This is a genomic window from Brachybacterium atlanticum, assembly GCF_025669985.1.
Taxonomy (GTDB): Bacteria; Actinomycetota; Actinomycetes; order Actinomycetales; family Dermabacteraceae; genus Brachybacterium; species Brachybacterium conglomeratum.
Genome location: NZ_JAKJJW010000008.1, coordinates 79308 through 94443, shown reverse-complemented (window position 1 = coordinate 94443; position 15136 = coordinate 79308). Strand labels below are relative to the sequence as shown.

General features: G+C 71.1%; 14 protein-coding genes. 3 read left to right on the top strand and 11 right to left on the bottom strand.

What is annotated here, in order from left to right; genetic code table 11:
• The first annotated feature begins 82 nt into the window (after positions 1–82).
• From L3K22_RS05940 to purL, 3 genes are all read left to right on the top strand, one after another.
• The gene (locus L3K22_RS05940; RefSeq protein WP_263310569.1) at positions 83–703 is read left to right on the top strand and encodes a TetR/AcrR family transcriptional regulator; all 621 of its coding nucleotides are present in this window, start codon (positions 83–85) and stop codon (positions 701–703) included.
• The gene (locus tag L3K22_RS05935) at positions 700–2883 is read left to right on the top strand and encodes an acyl-CoA dehydrogenase family protein (RefSeq protein WP_263310568.1); all 2184 of its coding nucleotides are present in this window, start codon (positions 700–702) and stop codon (positions 2881–2883) included. Before L3K22_RS05940 ends, L3K22_RS05935 begins: the two co-directional genes overlap by 4 nt.
• Before the next feature lie 274 nt (positions 2884–3157).
• A complete protein-coding gene (purL, locus tag L3K22_RS05930) occupies positions 3158–5485 on the top strand; it encodes a phosphoribosylformylglycinamidine synthase subunit PurL (protein WP_263310567.1) in 2328 nt (775 codons plus the stop codon).
• Between the two features lie 99 nt (positions 5486–5584).
• Here purL and L3K22_RS05925 read toward each other — a convergent pair whose 3' ends face one another.
• The 11 genes from L3K22_RS05925 to rplO form a co-directional block, all read right to left on the bottom strand.
• Complete coding sequence (locus L3K22_RS05925) at positions 5585–7981, bottom strand: S-layer homology domain-containing protein (protein WP_263310566.1); 2397 nt, start codon at positions 7979–7981, stop codon at positions 5585–5587.
• Between the two features lie 275 nt (positions 7982–8256).
• Positions 8257–8754 (bottom strand): 50S ribosomal protein L17, encoded by a 498-nt coding sequence (rplQ, locus tag L3K22_RS05920; RefSeq protein WP_263310565.1) that lies wholly within the window; start codon positions 8752–8754, stop codon positions 8257–8259.
• A gap of 27 nt (positions 8755–8781) precedes the next feature.
• A complete protein-coding gene (locus L3K22_RS05915; RefSeq protein WP_263310564.1) occupies positions 8782–9777 on the bottom strand; it encodes a DNA-directed RNA polymerase subunit alpha in 996 nt (331 codons plus the stop codon).
• A gap of 166 nt (positions 9778–9943) precedes the next feature.
• The gene (rpsK, locus tag L3K22_RS05910) at positions 9944–10348 is read right to left on the bottom strand and encodes a 30S ribosomal protein S11 (RefSeq protein WP_010550306.1); all 405 of its coding nucleotides are present in this window, start codon (positions 10346–10348) and stop codon (positions 9944–9946) included.
• A 109-nt stretch (positions 10349–10457) separates the two neighbouring features.
• Positions 10458–10832, bottom strand: coding sequence for a 30S ribosomal protein S13 (rpsM, locus tag L3K22_RS05905; RefSeq protein WP_010550307.1), 375 nt, complete (start codon positions 10830–10832; stop codon positions 10458–10460).
• 220 nt (positions 10833–11052) lie between these two features.
• Entirely contained in the window at positions 11053–11166 is a 114-nt protein-coding gene (rpmJ, locus tag L3K22_RS05900; protein WP_010532506.1) for a 50S ribosomal protein L36, read from the bottom strand.
• Between the two features lie 22 nt (positions 11167–11188).
• Entirely contained in the window at positions 11189–11410 is a 222-nt protein-coding gene (gene infA, locus L3K22_RS05895; protein WP_010550308.1) for a translation initiation factor IF-1, read from the bottom strand.
• A gap of 357 nt (positions 11411–11767) precedes the next feature.
• On the bottom strand, positions 11768–12607 hold the full coding sequence (gene map / locus L3K22_RS05890; RefSeq protein ID WP_263310563.1) for a type I methionyl aminopeptidase: 840 nt from the start codon (positions 12605–12607) through the stop codon (positions 11768–11770).
• Positions 12604–13212, bottom strand: coding sequence for an adenylate kinase (locus L3K22_RS05885; protein WP_263310562.1), 609 nt, complete (start codon positions 13210–13212; stop codon positions 12604–12606). The genes map and L3K22_RS05885 overlap by 4 nt, the downstream gene beginning before the upstream one ends.
• A complete protein-coding gene (gene secY / locus L3K22_RS05880; RefSeq protein ID WP_263310561.1) occupies positions 13209–14513 on the bottom strand; it encodes a preprotein translocase subunit SecY in 1305 nt (434 codons plus the stop codon). The genes L3K22_RS05885 and secY overlap by 4 nt, the downstream gene beginning before the upstream one ends.
• A 155-nt stretch (positions 14514–14668) precedes the next feature.
• A complete protein-coding gene (rplO, locus tag L3K22_RS05875; protein WP_010550312.1) occupies positions 14669–15136 on the bottom strand; it encodes a 50S ribosomal protein L15 in 468 nt (155 codons plus the stop codon).

Genomic DNA, 15136 nt, shown 5'->3' with positions numbered 1-15136 from the left:
GGGGCACCTCTTCGTGGTCACGGGGACGGATCGTCGGGAAGGACTTTACATAGAACCGTCGGTACTTGATACCCTAGGTTCTGTGAATGCGACGACGCAAGCCCCCGCGGACGGGCGCTCGGCCCGCTGGGCCCAGCACCGAGAGCAGCGACGTGCTGAGCTGCTGGACGTGGCCCGGCACCTGATCCACGAGCGCGGCCCCGACGTGACGATGGAGGACATCGCCGCGGCCTCGGGCACCTCGAAGTCCATCGTCTACCGGTACTTCGAGGACAAGTCCCACCTCCAGCGCGACCTGGGCCGCAGCATCCTCCAGGCGATGCACGACAAGCTGCTCGCGGAGATGCGCGTGCTCGAGGAGCGGATGGGCCGCGAGCCCGCGCCCGGGGAGCGCATCCACGCGATGATCCGCGCCTACGTCGGGACCGCGCAGCGCTCCCCCGGCGTGTACCGCTTCGTCACCCGCCCCAGCGACGGGCTGAACCACTTCCTCGCCTCCGTGACCCGCATCATCACGACCTTCCTCCCCGCCGGGACCCCCTCGCCGCAGATCTGGGCGACCGGCGCGGTGGGCTTCGTCGAACGGGCCGTGGACACCTGGATGAACGACCTCGAGGCCCCCGACGGCGCCTCGACCACCCTCACCTCCGATCAGCTCGTGACCCACCTGGTCACCTGGCTCATGAAGGGACTGCACGCATGACCGCCGAGACCTCCACCACCGCATCCGCCCCCGCGCCCACCGCCGCGAGAGGCACCGACGCCGCCGCGAGCCCCACGCCGACCGGCCCGATCCCGGTCCCCGCCGACGGCAGCCCCCGCCTCGACGTCGAGATGGTCTCCGAGGCGCTGCTGGGCAGCTGGGCCGACGCTCGGCGCGACGCCCGCGAGCGGGCGGCCCGCCCCGAGATGCACCGCCCGATCGACGCGAGCGTCGCCGAGCACCGGGAGCGGGTCTTCGGCCAGCTCCGGACCCTCGCCGAGGAAGAGGTCTCGCTGCCGATGCTCCCCGAGCACCTCGGCGGTCCGAACGACAACGGCGCCAACGTCGCCGCCTTCGAGGAGCTGGTCGTCGCCGACCCGTCCCTCCAGATCAAGGCCGGCGTCCAGTGGGGGCTGTTCACCTCCGCGATCGTGCAGCTGGGCGACGAGGAGCAGCAGAAGGCCTGGGTGCCGGGCGCCATGAACCTCGAGACCCCCGGCGCTTTCGCGATGACCGAGATCGGGCACGGCTCCGACGTGCAGTCCCTCGCCACCACGGCGACCTTCGACCCCGAGGGCGGCGAGGACGGCGAGTGGGTCATCAACACCCCCTTCCGCGCCGCGTGGAAGGACTACCTCGGCAACGCCGCGATCCACGCGAGGGCCGCCACGGTCTTCGCGCGCCTGATCACGAACGGTGTCGACCACGGCGTGCACTGCTTCTACGTGCCGGTGCGCGATGCGGAGGGGAACCTCCTGCCCGGCGTGCAGAGCGAGGACGACGGCGAGAAGGGCGGCCTGAACGGCATCGACAACGGTCGCCTCGCCTTCGACCACGTGCGCGTCCCGCGCCGCAACCTGCTGAACCGCTACGGGGACGTCGCCCCCGACGGCACCTACTCCTCCCCCATCGACTCCCCCGGGCGGCGCTTCTTCACGATGATCGGCACGCTGGTGCAGGGCCGCGTCTCGCTCGACGGCTCCGCGATCCGCGCCTCGCAGCTCGCGCTGCACATCGCGATCACCTACGCCACCCAGCGCCGCCAGTTCACCGCCGCCGACCCGACGCGCGAGACCGTGCTGATGGACTACCAGGCGCATCTGCACCGCCTGCTGCCGAAGCTCGCCGCGACCTACGCGGGCGCCTTCGCGCACGAGCAGCTGCTCCACGCCTTCGACGACGTGTTCTCCGGCCGCGGCGACACTCCCGAGGGCCGCGAGGACCTCGAGACCCTGGCCGCGACGCTCAAGCCGACCTCCACCCGGCTCGCCCTGGACACCATCCAGGAGTGCCGCGAGGCCTGCGGCGGCTCCGGCTTCATGGCCGAGAACCAGCTCGTCGGGCTCCACCAGGACCTCGACGTGTACGCGACCTTCGAGGGCGACAACACGATCCTGCTGCAGCTGGTCGCCAAGCGGCTGCTGACGGACTACACCTCCGAGCTGAAGAACGTGGACCGCGCCGGGATCGGCCGTTTCATCGCCCAGCGCGCCGAGGTGCTCGCCAAGCGCCACACCCCCTGGGCCCGCCTCGGCCAGAGCGTGAGCGACCGCGGCAACGCGCGCCGCGCCTTCGACTCGATGCGCAGCGCCGAGTTCCAGGAGGAGATGCTCGCCGACCGCGCCAGGGTCAAGGTCGAGGAGGTCGCCCTCGCCCTGCGCAGCACCGCGAGGATGAGCCCGGCCGACGCCGCCGCCGAGGTCAACAAGCACCAGGTCGAGATGCTCGACGCGGCCCGCGCCCATGCGGACCTCGTGCGCTGGCGCGCCTTCACCGCCGGGATCGAGGCACTCGAGGGCTCGGGCGCTGAGGGGTCCAGGGCCGTGCTCACCGACGTCCGGGACCTGTTCGGCCTCACCGCGATCAACGACGACCTCGCCTGGTTCCTGCTCTCGGGCATGATCTCCACCCAGCGCGGCCGTCAGATCGAGGGAGACCTGCGCCGGCTGCTGTGGCGCCTGCGCCCGCACGTGCTCGACCTCGTCGCGGCCTTCGACATCCGCCCGGGCCACGTTCGCGCGCCGATCGCGCTCGGCGGGGAGCAGGAGCGCCAGGACGAGGCCGCCGCGTACTTCCGCGCGCAGCGGGCGAGCAGCGACGCGCCCGTGAGCGAGAAGGCGCTGCGCGATGCGGAGAAGCGGGCGCGCCGCGCGCAGGGGAAGAAGGGCTCCTCGCGCTGACGCCCCGAGCGCTGACGGTCAGAGCGCTGACAGGCCGAGCACCGAGCGCCTGAGCAGCACGGACCGGGAGAGCGGCCGACGGGACGAGGTCCCCGTCGGCCGCTCTTCCCGTGCGCGCCGTCCCGCCGGATGCCGCTCCGGTCCCACTCCCGGTCTCAGCGCTCGCCCCGGGCGCACCTGCCGTCCGTGTCGCTCGTAGACTGGGGGCACCCTGCGCCGGGCCGCGAGGCCCGCCGCTCCCCCAGCCCTCGTGACGAACGGACCCGACCCCGCGATGACCGCTGAGACCACTCCCACCTCCCCCCACGGCCACGCCGCGGAGTCCGACACCGTCGAGAACGCCTCCGCGACGCCGGACCAGGTGCAGCCCTATGCGGAGCTCGGGCTGAAGGACGACGAGTACGCTAGCATCCGCGAGATCCTGGGCCGCCGCCCCACCAACGCCGAGCTCGCCATGTACTCGGTCATGTGGTCCGAGCACTGCTCCTACAAGTCCTCGAAGAAGCACCTGCGCACCTTCGGGAAGCACACCACCGACGCGATGCGCGAGAAGCTGCTGGTGGGCATGGGCGAGGACGCCGGCGTCGTCGACATCGGCGACGGCTGGGCGGTGACCTTCAAGGTCGAGTCCCACAACCACCCCTCCTACGTCGAGCCGTACCAGGGCGCCGCGACCGGCGTGGGCGGCATCGTGCGCGACATCATCTCGATGGGCGCCCGGCCGGTCGCGGTCATGGACCAGCTGCGCTTCGGTGCGATCGACCACCCCGACACCGCCCGGGTGGTCCACGGCGTGGTCGCCGGTGTGGGCGGCTACGGCAACTCGCTCGGCCTGCCGAACATCGGCGGCGAGACCGTCTTCGACGCCTCTTACCAGACCAACCCGCTGGTCAACGCGCTCGCGGTGGGCATGATGCGCCACGAGGACATCCGCTCCGGCGCCGCGACCGGCGCGGGCAACAAGGTGGTCCTCTTCGGCGCCCGCACCGGCGGGGACGGGATCGGCGGCGCCTCCATCCTCGCCTCGGAGACCTTCGAGGAGGACGGGCCGCTGAAGCGGCCGAGCGTCCAGGTGGGCGATCCCTTCATGGAGAAGGTTCTCATCGAGTGCTGCCTCGAGCTGTATGCGGCCGGCACCGTCGCGGCCATCCAGGACCTCGGCGCCGCGGGCATCTCCTGCGCCACCTCCGAGCTCGCCGCCAACGGCGGCTCCGGCATGCACATCCACCTCGAGGAGGTGCTGCTGCGCGACCCGACCCTCACCGCCGGGGAGATCCTCATGAGCGAGTCGCAGGAGCGCATGATGGCGGTCGTCCCGCCGGAGAAGCTCGAGGAGTTCCAGGCGATCGCCGCGAAGTGGGACGTCGAGGCCGCCGTGATCGGCGAGGTCACCGGCGACGGCCGTCTCACCATCGACCACCACGGCGAGCGGATCGTGGACGTGGACCCGGCGACCGTCGCGATCGACTCCCCCGTCTACGACCGGCCCTACGCCCGCCCCGACTGGCAGGACGCCCTCCAGGCCGACCGCGCCGAGGCCCTCCCCCGCCCCGAGGGCACTGAGGAGATCCTCGCGCAGATCCGCACGCTGATCGCCTCCCCGAACCTCGCCTCCCCGGGCTGGGTCACCGACCAGTACGACCGCTACGTCGGCGGGAACACGGCGCTGGCCATGCCCGACGACGCCGGCGTGCTGCGCATCGACGAGGAGACCGGACGCGGCATCGCGCTCGCGACCGACGCGAACGGCCGCTACACCAAGCTCGACCCCCGCACCGGCGCGCAGATCGCGCTGGCCGAGGCGTACCGCAACGTCGCGACCGCCGGGGCGACCCCGCTGGCGATCACGGACTGCCTGAACTTCGGCTCGCCCGAGGACCCGGGCCCCATGTGGCAGCTGGTCGAGGCGATCGGCGGGCTCGCCGAAGCGTGCGAGGCGCTCGAGGTGCCCGTCACCGGCGGCAACGTCTCGCTGTACAACTCCACCGGCGAGCCTGGCCTGATCGACTCCGCGATCCACCCGACGCCCGTCGTCGGCGTGCTCGGGGTGTTCGAGGACGTCGCGCGCCGCGTCCCCTCCGGCTGGCAGGGCGAGGGCCAGACGGTGCTGCTGCTCGGCGCGACCCGCGAGGAGCTCTCGGGCTCGGCCTGGTCCGACGTGATCCACCAGCACCTCGGCGGGCTGCCCCCGCAGGTCGACCTCGAGGCCGAGCGCGCGCTCGCCCGCGTGCTGATCGCCTCCTCCGAGCAGCATCTCGCCGCCGCTGCGCACGACCTCTCCGAGGGGGGTCTGGTCCAGGCCCTGGTCGAGGCCGTGGTCCGCTTCGGGACCGGTGCCCGTATCGACCTCGCCGCCCTGCTCGCGCGCGACGGCGTGGATCTCGTCTCCGCCCTGTTCTCCGAGTCGCAGGCCCGAGCGCTGGTCGCCGTGCCGACGGAGTCCGAGGAGCGGTTCCTCGCCCTCGCCGCCGAGCACGGGGTGCCCGCGCTCGCGATCGGCACCACCGGCGGCGACGCCCTGGAGATCGAGGGTCTGGGAGCCTTCGGCATCGGGGAGCTGCGGGAGCTGCGCGAGGGCACCCTGCCGCGGTACTTCGGCTGAGCGAAAGCAGCTGAGCCGCTACGACGACGGGGTGCGCGAGCCGAGAGCTCGCGCGCGCCGTCGCCCATCCGTCGGTTTCGTCTGCGGCTCAGGCGTCGCTCAGCCGATCACGCCCTGGAAGCGGGTGAGCAGCGCGGCTAGACGCTCGTGGTTGACCGGATCGCCGGGCTTGAAGGAGCGACCCCAGCCAGCGGAGATGCCGGTGTCCGCCATCCAGGCGATCTCGGTCGCGTACGACGAGCTCTTCGACACGTCCGAGAACCCGTAGGCCCGCGCCGGCGACCACTTCGGGCTCCCGGCCCCGCGGTGCAGGAAACAGGAGAGCTCGTCACGACGCACCGCGGCCGACGGACGGAAGCTGCCGTTCGAGAAAGGCTCGAGGATCCCCTTCGAATGCGCCCACGTGACCTCGCGGTACTGCGCGTGCCGCGGGGTGATGTCGGAGAACGGGGAGCGCGTGGGCGGCGTGAAGCTCGGCGATCCCAGGAGCCGGTACAGGTAGGTGATCGCCTGGTTGCGCGTGGTCGCGTCCTTGACCCGGAACTTCCGCCCCGACCAGCCGGGGATGATCCCCTGCTCGCGCAGGTCGTGGATCTCCAGGAAGTACTGGTGGGTGACGGGGACGTCAACGAAGTAGGGGGTGACGAAGCGGTTGCGCCCGTTCTCCCGCACCGCCATCCCCTTTTCGAAGCGCTGCGTGTGGCGATCACCGGCGCTGACGTGGTCCTCCAGCGGCCTGCCCCAGGACGGCCGCCAGCTGCGGCGGATCGAGTCGGTGGTGGTCGCCGCCCGTGCCGAGAGGCCCGGGCCGGACACGATGAGGCCCTCGGACAGGCGGGTGATCGTGTGGTCGCCCTCCTTCTGCGCCGAGGTCAGCACCGTGCCCAGCGTCGAGGCGCCGCCGTGGTCCGCGAAGGCGCGCAGATGGAAGCGCCACCCGGAGTCGATCCGGGTCTGGATCCCCCAGCGCAGGTCGTCCATCGCGCTGTAGAGGGCGTCGCCGGGGCACGAGGTCGTGTTCACGTCACGGTGCCCGAAGAACCTCGGCAGGCTCACCGTGGTGCCGCGCTTCCAGCGGGTGCCGTCCACGCCGACCGTCCAGGAGCTCTTCGCCTTCACGTCGTCGAGGAAGGTGGACAGTAGCTTCCAGGCGGCCACCCGCATCACGGCCTCCCGCGCCTCGGTGCTGGCCTTGAGCGAGGAATGGTCGCCCATCACGGAGATGCCGAAGCTGCCGGTGTTGAACCCCAGGGCGTGGGCGCCGTTCACGTTGCGCGTGAGGCCGCCGTGCCGCCCCTCGTAGATCTGCCCGTAGCGATCCACCAGCACGTTGTACCCGATGTCCGCCCAGCCCAGCACGCGCACGTGATAGTCGAAGATGCCGCGGATCTGCTGAGCGGCCTGGGACCGCGAGTAGTTGTTGGTCCCGGCGGTGTGGTGCAGCACCACGGACTTCAGGGCGGAGCTCGTGGAGGTCGAGCGGGTCGCGCTCTCCGTCGCGCCCCACTGCGCCCGGGTGATCATCGGCGGCGCGCCGGGGATCCCGAGATCCTTCGGGGCCAGCGCCATCGGCTGGAACGGACCCCGGGCAGGCACCGCTGCGCCCTGGATTCCGGCGCCGCCGACGCCGCCTCCCGCGCCGCCGCTGTCGGAGGGCGCGCCACCACCCCCGTCGGAGGGGCCCGCCCCGCCGCCGTCGGAGGGAACAGGCGCGGAGCCGGGCTGCTCGTCCTCGCCGGTCTCCTCGGGGGCGGCGGTCTCCTCGGCGCGCCGCTGCGGGGTCTCCTGCGGCGCGGTCGGCTCGGCCGACGCGCTCGCAGCCTCCTCGCCATCGCGGTCGCGCGCGACCTCGTCGGCCGGGATCCCGCCCTCGTCCAGCGCCATCGGGGCCTGCTTGGGATCCTCGGGGAAGTCGATGAGATGGACGTACAGGCCCTCGGTCGCGTCCGCGCCGTCCAGCTCGCCGATCACCTCGACCTCGGTGACGTCGGCGAAGAACACCGGCTCCGTGCCGCTGCTGCGCACCCCGGTGTCGAGGTCGACGGCGACCTCGAGCTCGTGCCAGGGACTCCAGGCCCCGTCGACCTGCAGGCCGCGCGCCGAGACGGCCGGCTCGACATCTCCCTCGTCCCAGGTGATGCCGACCAGCGCCGCAGGGTGACCGACCACCCTGCGGACCTGGCGCCCATCGCGCTCCACGAGCTCCGCCTCCCGCAGCGCGATGGTGGTGGTGCGCGGCTCGGCCGCGCGTCGGCCGGTGCCGCCCTGCGCGGGCGGCTGGTCCTCGTGGGCGCCGTCGGGGTCCGGCTCCCCCTCGGCGCGGGCGACGCCCGTGGCCAACATCGCAGCGCCGGCCACCGCCGATCCCGCGAACAGCGAACGGCGGCGCAGGGAGGAGCCGGCGGGTGGGGCGTCTCCGCCCCGCTGCCCGAGGACCGGGGCGGACGGTGCGGGGAGGCCGGGGTGCGACAACGAGGAGGAAGGGTGCTGCGTCATGGTGGGGTCACTCCGGAGGATGAGGAACGGGACGCCGGCCATGCCTGCGAAGTGCGGGACCTGCCCGGCCACACCGCTGCACGACGACTGCACACACCGTACTGCACCGCCCCCTGCCTCTCGAGGTCCAGTCGGCGGTGAGCACCGCAGCGGCCCCGGACGGGAGTCGGCGGGGCCTCGGCGACGCTGCGGAGGGGCGCGGACGACGACGAGGGCGGACCGTCGGGACCCCTCCCGTCGGTCCGCCCTCGTGATCAGGCGGGATCAGACGCTGCTCAGGCGTCGTCCGCCCCGGCCGTCGCGGCCTCCTCGCGCTGCGGTGCGGTGCTCTCCTCGGCGGCGGGCTTCTCGTCGGCCTTGGAAGCATTCTTCGCGGCGCCCTCGGCCTCCTTCACCACGGACTGCTTCGCGGAGTACTCCTCCGTGACCAGCTCGATGACGGCCATCGGGGCGTTGTCGCCCTTGCGGGGGCCGACCTTGGTGATGCGGGTGTAGCCGCCGGGACGCTCGGAGAAGGTCGGAGCGATCTCCTCGAAGAGCTGGTAGACGACGCCCTTGTCTCGGACGGTCTGCATCACGCGGCGACGGGAGGCGAGGTCGCCCTTCTTCGCCTGGGTGATCAGACGCTCCGCGTGGGGGCGGAGGCGCTTGGCCTTGGTCTCGGTGGTGGTGATCCGGCCGTGACGGAACAGCTCGGTGGCGAGGCCCGCGATGATCATCCGCTCGTGCGCGGGGGATCCGCCGAGGCGCGCGCCCTTGGTGGGTGCAGGCATGGTCGTTCTCCTTGGTGGAAGTGAAGGTCAGTACTGGTCGCCGAAGTCGTCGGAGTAGGAGTCCAGGGCAGCGGGGTCGAACCCGGCCGGGGAGTCCTTCAGCGACAGCCCGAGCTCGGCGAGCTTCGCCTTGACCTCGTCGATGGACTTCTGTCCGAAGTTGCGGATGTCGAGCAGGTCCGCCTCGGAGCGGGCGGTCAGCTCGCCGACGGTGTGGACGCCCTCGCGCATCAGGCAGTTGTACGAGCGGACCGTGAGGTTCAGGTAGTTGATCGGCAGGGCCAGATCAGCGGCCATCGCCTGGTCGGTGGGCGAGGGGCCGATCTCGATGCCCTCCGCCTCCTGGTTCAGCTCGTGGGCCAGGCCGAACAGCTCGACCAGGGTCTTGCCCGCCGAGGCCACCGCGTCGCGGGGGCTGATGGCCGGCTTGGTCTCGACGTCGACGATGAGCTTGTCGAAGTCGGTGCGCTGCTCGACACGGGTCGCCTCGACCTTGTAGGTCACCTTCAGCACGGGCGAGTAGATCGAGTCGACCGGGACCCGGCCGATCTCTCCGTCGACGCCCTTGTTCTGCGCGGCGGAGACGTAGCCGCGGCCGCGCTCGACGATCAGCTCGACCTCCAGGCGGCCCTTCTCGTTGAGGGTCGCGATGTGCAGGTCGGGGTTGTGGATCTCCACGCCGGCCGGCGGGGTGATGTCGGCGGCGGTGACGCGGCCGGCCTCCTCGCGGCGCAGGTACATCACGACCGGCTCGTCGTTCTCCGAGGAGACGACGAGGTTCTTGATGTTGAGGATGACCTCGGTGATGTCCTCCTTGACGCCGGGGACGGTGCTGAACTCGTGCAGCACGCCGTCGATGCGGATCGAGGTGACCGCGGCGCCGGGGATGGAGGACAGCAGGGTGCGGCGCAGGGAGTTGCCGAGGGTGTAGCCGAAGCCCGGCTCGAGCGGCTCGATGACGAACCGGGAGCGGTTGTCCGACACGACCTCTTCGGTCAGCGTGGGGCGCTGTGCAATGAGCACTGTGGATCCTTTCGGCGAGCGTCCGCCATATGACGCTCAGAAGGGGGCGGTGGGCCTGGAAGACGGGGATGACCCGCGAGGGGTCCGGGGACGCCGGGCGCGGGAGACCCCGCCCGACACGGTCGACCGTGACGAGCGGGGCGTCCCGTCGTCACGGTCGACGGGATCAGACGCGGCGGCGCTTGGCCGGACGGGTGCCGTTGTGCGGCTGCGGGGTGACGTCCTGGATCGAGCCCACCTCGAGGCCGGTCGCGGTGAGCGAGCGGATCGCGGTCTCGCGGCCCGAGCCCGGGCCCTTCACGAAGACGTCGACCTTCTTCAGGCCGTGCTCCTGCGCCTGGCGCGCGGCGGCCTCGGCGGCCATCTGCGCGGCGTACGGGGTCGACTTGCGCGAGCCCTTGAAGCCCACCTGGCCGGCGGAGGCCCAGGAGATGACGGCGCCGGTCGGGTCCGTGATGGACACGATGGTGTTGTTGAACGTGCTCTTGATGTGGGCCTGGCCGTTGACGATGTTCTTCTTGTCCTTGCGGCGCGGCTTGCGCGCAGCGGCCTGACGGGTCTTGGTTGCCATGCGGCAGAACTCCTCTGGTGGTGTGGGGGTGCGCCGGTTCCCTCAACGGCGCGAAGTGACTGCGGGCTCCGGGGACGGAGCCGGGCGGCCGATCAGCGGAAGCCGCGGATCAGCGAGCCTTCTTCTTGCCGGCGACCGTGCGCTTCGGACCCTTGCGGGTGCGCGCGTTGGTCTTCGTGCGCTGACCGTGGACGGGCAGGCCGCGGCGGTGGCGCAGCCCCTGGTAGCTGCCGATCTCGACCTTGCGGCGGATGTCGGCGGCCACCTCGCGGCGGAGGTCGCCCTCGACCATGTAGTTCGCCTCGATGTGATCGCGGAGCTGGACGAGCTCCTCGTCGCTCACCTCACGGACGCGCTTGTCACCGGAGACGCCGGTCGCGGCGAGGGTCTCCTGGGCGCGCGTGCGCCCCATGCCGAAGATGTACGTCAGGGCGACCTCGAGGCGCTTCTCGCGCGGAAGGTCCACTCCCACCAGACGTGCCATGTGCAGATTCTCCTACTGTCTCGGAGGCCTGAGCCGACACCTCGCCGGGACTGTCTCCCCGACGCCGCAGCCTCCGTCCTGCGGGTGACCGGCCGATGCCGGTGGTGTCGTCTCTTCACTTGTGTGGTGCCCGCGATGCGGGCGCGATGCCCCGCGCTGCGGGGCGTGCCGCCTGACGGCGGCTGTCACGGCAGGAGCCGGGACGGGCGGATCGCTCCGCTCAGCCCTGGCGCTGCTTGTGACGGGGGTTCGAGCAGATGACCATGACGCGCGAGTGGCGACGGATCACCTTGCAGTTGTCACAGATCGGCTTGACGCTCGGCTTGACCTTCATAGCTTTCCTTCTCCCGGGACGATCACTTGTAGCGGTAGACGATGCGGCCCCGGTCGAGGTCATAGGGGCTCAGCTCGACGACCACACGGTCCTCGGGAAGGATGCGGATGTAGTGCTGGCGCATCTTTCCGGAGATGTGCGCGAGCACCATGTGCCCGTTGTCGAGCTCGACGCGGAAGCGCGCGTTCGCGAGCGCCTCCGTGACCGTGCCCTCGACCTCGATCACTCCGTCCTTCTTCGCCATGCCTCCCCAATCTCCCGCCTCCGGCGAAGCCGGGGCCGAGTTCCGCGTACTTGGTTCCTGGTTCCCCAGGCCCTGCACACCGACCGTCGGGTGACGGTACGGTGATCGACGAGGGTGGCGCCGAGGCAGCGCGTCGGCCTCGCCCTGCGGCCTCGAGGACCTGCCGGACGGACGGCACGACGGGACTGCACGAGCACACGTTCGCACGCGCGATCGGAGCACACCCGATGGACCAGCCTACACGCGAGGTCCGGATTCGGCGAGGGCCGACGCGATGATGCCCATCACGTCGGCCCCGCTCCCCCTCCGCGCCCGTCGACGGGACGACCCCGCACCGGGCGGACGGAGCCTGCCGGCTCAGGCCGCGAGGGGATCGGGCGCGGCGACGACCCCGCGCCGGGCGAGCTCGGCCGCTCCCCCGTCGCCGGCGGTCAGCACCAGCAGCCCCTGCTCGGTCACGGCGACCGAGTGCTCGGCGTGGGCGGCGCGGCCGCCGCAGGTGGCGCGGACTGTCCACTCGTCGTCCTCGAGCTCCCAGTTCCCCTGGCCCTGGATCAGCATCGGCTCGATCGCGACGCACAGGCCCGGGCGCACCTTCGGTCCGCGGGAGCGGACCCGGTAGTTCATGACATCGGGCGCCTGGTGCATCGCGGTGCCGATGCCGTGGCCGCCGAAGCCCTCGAGGTGGGAGAGGGACTCCCCCGCCGCCTGCTCGACGTAGTCCTCGATCGCGGCGCCGACGTCGCCCACGCGCTCGGCGGTGGCGAGCGCCGCGATCCCGGCCCAGAGCGCCTCCTCGGTGATCCGCACCAGGTCCTCGTCGCCGACCGAGCGGGCCCGGCCGACGATGTGGGTACGGGCCGCGTCCGAGTGCCAGCCGTCGATGATCAGGCCCCCGTCGATGGAGACGACGTCCCCCTCCTCGAGGGGGCGGGCGTCGGGGATGCCGTGGACCACCACGTCGTTGACGCTGATGCAGAGCGTGGCCGGGTAGCCCTGGTAGCCCAGGAAGTTCGGTGTCGCCCCCGCGTCGCGGATCATCGTGTGGGCGAGGGAGTCGAGCTCGTCCGTGGTGATCCCGGGGCGGATCTCGGACTCGAGCATGTCGTGGACGCGGTGCAGGAGGTGGCCGCTGCGCCGCATCACCGCGATCTGCTCGGGCGTCTTCCACTCCACCCGTTCGGGCAGGAGGCTCATCGGGCGCCGAGGGCCTCGCGCAGCGCAGCGGTGACCTCGTCGATCGGGGCCATGCCGTCCACGCGGCGCACCAGGCCGCGCTGCTCGTAGACGTCGATCAGCGGGGCGGTCTGCTCGGCGTAGACCTCGAGGCGGCGTCGGATCGTCTCCTCGGTGTCGTCGCTGCGGCCCTGCTCGGCGCCGCGCGCCAGCAGGCGCTGCACGACCTCCTCCTGCTCGACCACGAGCAGCAGCACGAGGTCCAGCGGGGTGCCGAGCTCGGCGAGCATCCCGTCGAGCGCCTCGACCTGGTCGAGGGTGCGGGGGTACCCGTCCAGCAGGAAGCCGTCCCGGGCGTCGGCCTCGGCCAGTCGCGAGCGGACCATGTCGTTGGTGACGGAGTCCGGGACGTACTCGCCCTTGTCCATGTAGGACTTCGCGAGGACGCCGAGCTCGGTCTGCCCCGAGACGTTCGCGCGGAAGATGTCGCCGGTGGAGATCGCGGGGATCGAGAGCTCCTCCGCGATGCGCGCGGCCTGGGTGCCCTTGCCCGCTCCGGGCGGGCCGACGATCAGCAGGCGACGGGCGGGGGCGGTCGAGCCGTTCGAGGCGGTGGGGGTGGTCACCGGAGAATCCCTTCGTAGTGGTGCTGCTGGAGCTTCGCGTCGATCTGCTTGACGGTGTCCAGTCCCACGCCGATCACGATCAGGAGGGAGACGCCGCCCAGCGGGAAGTCCTGCGAGGTGCCGAGGTAGAACAGCGCGACCAGCGGGATCAGGCAGATCACCGCGAGATAGACGGCGCCGCCGCTCTGGATGCGGTTGATGACGTAGCGCAGGTAACGCTCGGTGGGCTTGCCCGCGCGCACGTTGGGGACGAAGCCGCCGTACTTCTTCATGTTGTCGGCGATCTCCTCCGCGTTGAAGGTGATCGAGACGTAGAAGAACGCGAAGAAGACGATCAGCGCCACGTAGACCACCGCGTAGATCCACGAGAAGGACTGGCCGAGGACGAGGTGCGAGTTGATCCACTGCACCCATCCGGCCGACGGGTCGCCGAAGGAGGCGGCCATCTGCGGCAGCGCGAGGATCGAGGAGGCGAAGATGACGGGGATGACGCCGGCCTGGTTGACCTTGATCGGGATGTAGGTCGAGGTGCCGCCGTACATGCGCCGCCCCACCATGCGCTTGGCGTACTGCACGGGGATGCGGCGCTGGGACTGCTCGACGAAGACCATGCCGACCATGATCAGCAGGCCCACGAGCATCACGAGGGAGAAGGTGATCCAGCCCTTGAGCTGCCAGACCTGCCCGAAGGCGGAGGGGAAGCTCGCCGCGATGGACGAGAAGATCATCAGCGACATGCCGTTGCCGACGCCGCGCTCGGTGATCATCTCGCCCATGAACATGATCAGGACGGTGCCGACGGTCATGGTCATGACCATGAGCAGCAGGGTCGGGATCGACTGGTCGGGGACGAGCTCGAGGGTGCAGCCGACGAAGAAGTTGCCCGAGCGCACCAGCGTGATGATCGTGGTGGCCTGGAGGACGCCCAGGCCGATCGTGAGATAGCGGGTGTACTGGGTGAGCTTGGCGGTGCCGGAGGCGCCCTCCTTGTGGAGTGCCTCGAACCGCGGGATCACCACGCGCAGGAGCTGCACGATGATCGAGGCGGTGATGTACGGCATCACGCCGAGGGAGAAGATGGACAGCTGCAGCAGCGCGCCGCCGGAGAACATGTTGACCATGCCCAGCACGTTGGCGCCCTGGCCCGAGGCGGCCTGGTCCGCGCACATCATGACGTTGGTGGCGTCGAATCCCGGGGTGGGGATGAAGACGCCGAGTCGATAGACGGCGATCAGACCGAGCGTGAAGAGGATCTTCGCCCTCAGCTCGGGGGTGCGCAGCGCGCGCACGAACGAGTTCACCTGATTCCCTCCTGGAGGTCCTGGGACGGGGCCGAGGCGGTGGTCGGCCGTCCTGCGGCCGCGTGGTGCACGCGGACTCTCGGACCGGCCCTGGAATGACGACAGGGCACCGCGGCTCAGATTAAGTCTGTGCCGCGGTGCCCGTCAAAAAGATGTCACGCGGTGGTGACGGACCCGCCGGCCGCCGCGATCTTCTGCTCCGCCGAGGCGGAGAACTTCTGAGCGGTGATGTCGAGCTTGACGCTCACCTCGCCCTGGCCCAGCACCTTCACGGGCTGGTTCTTGCGGACAGCGCCCTTGGCGACGAGGTCCTCGACCGTGACGGTGCCGCCCTCGGGGAACAGCTCCTGCAGGGTCGACAGGTTCACGACCTGGTACTCGACGCGGAAGGGGTTGGTGAAGCCGCGAAGCTTCGGCAGCCGCATGTGCAGCGGCATCTGCCCGCCCTCGAAGCCGACGGGCACCTGGTAGCGGGCCTTGGTGCCCTTGGTGCCTCGACCGGCCGTCTTGCCCTTCGAAGCCTCACCACGGCCGACGCGGGTGCGCGCGGTCTTGGAACCGGGCGCGGGGCGCAGGTCGTGGAGCTTCAAAGGGGTTGCTGCGTTCTGGTCCTCGATGCTCAT

Coding starts and splice junctions, on each gene's coding strand:
- L3K22_RS05935 (WP_263310568.1), top strand. CDS start 700: ATGACCGCCGAGACCTCCACCACCGCATCCGCCCCCGCGCCCACCGCC.
- purL (WP_263310567.1), top strand. CDS start 3,158: ATGACCGCTGAGACCACTCCCACCTCCCCCCACGGCCACGCCGCGGAG.
- L3K22_RS05925 (WP_263310566.1), bottom strand. CDS start 7,981: ATGACGCAGCACCCTTCCTCCTCGTTGTCGCACCCCGGCCTCCCCGCA.
- rplQ (WP_263310565.1), bottom strand. CDS start 8,754: ATGCCTGCACCCACCAAGGGCGCGCGCCTCGGCGGATCCCCCGCGCAC.
- rpsK (WP_010550306.1), bottom strand. CDS start 10,348: ATGGCAACCAAGACCCGTCAGGCCGCTGCGCGCAAGCCGCGCCGCAAG.
- rpsM (WP_010550307.1), bottom strand. CDS start 10,832: ATGGCACGTCTGGTGGGAGTGGACCTTCCGCGCGAGAAGCGCCTCGAG.
- rpmJ (WP_010532506.1), bottom strand. CDS start 11,166: ATGAAGGTCAAGCCGAGCGTCAAGCCGATCTGTGACAACTGCAAGGTG.
- infA (WP_010550308.1), bottom strand. CDS start 11,410: ATGGCGAAGAAGGACGGAGTGATCGAGGTCGAGGGCACGGTCACGGAG.
- map (WP_263310563.1), bottom strand. CDS start 12,607: ATGAGCCTCCTGCCCGAACGGGTGGAGTGGAAGACGCCCGAGCAGATC.
- rplO (WP_010550312.1), bottom strand. CDS start 15,136: ATGAGCATCGAGGACCAGAACGCAGCAACCCCTTTGAAGCTCCACGAC.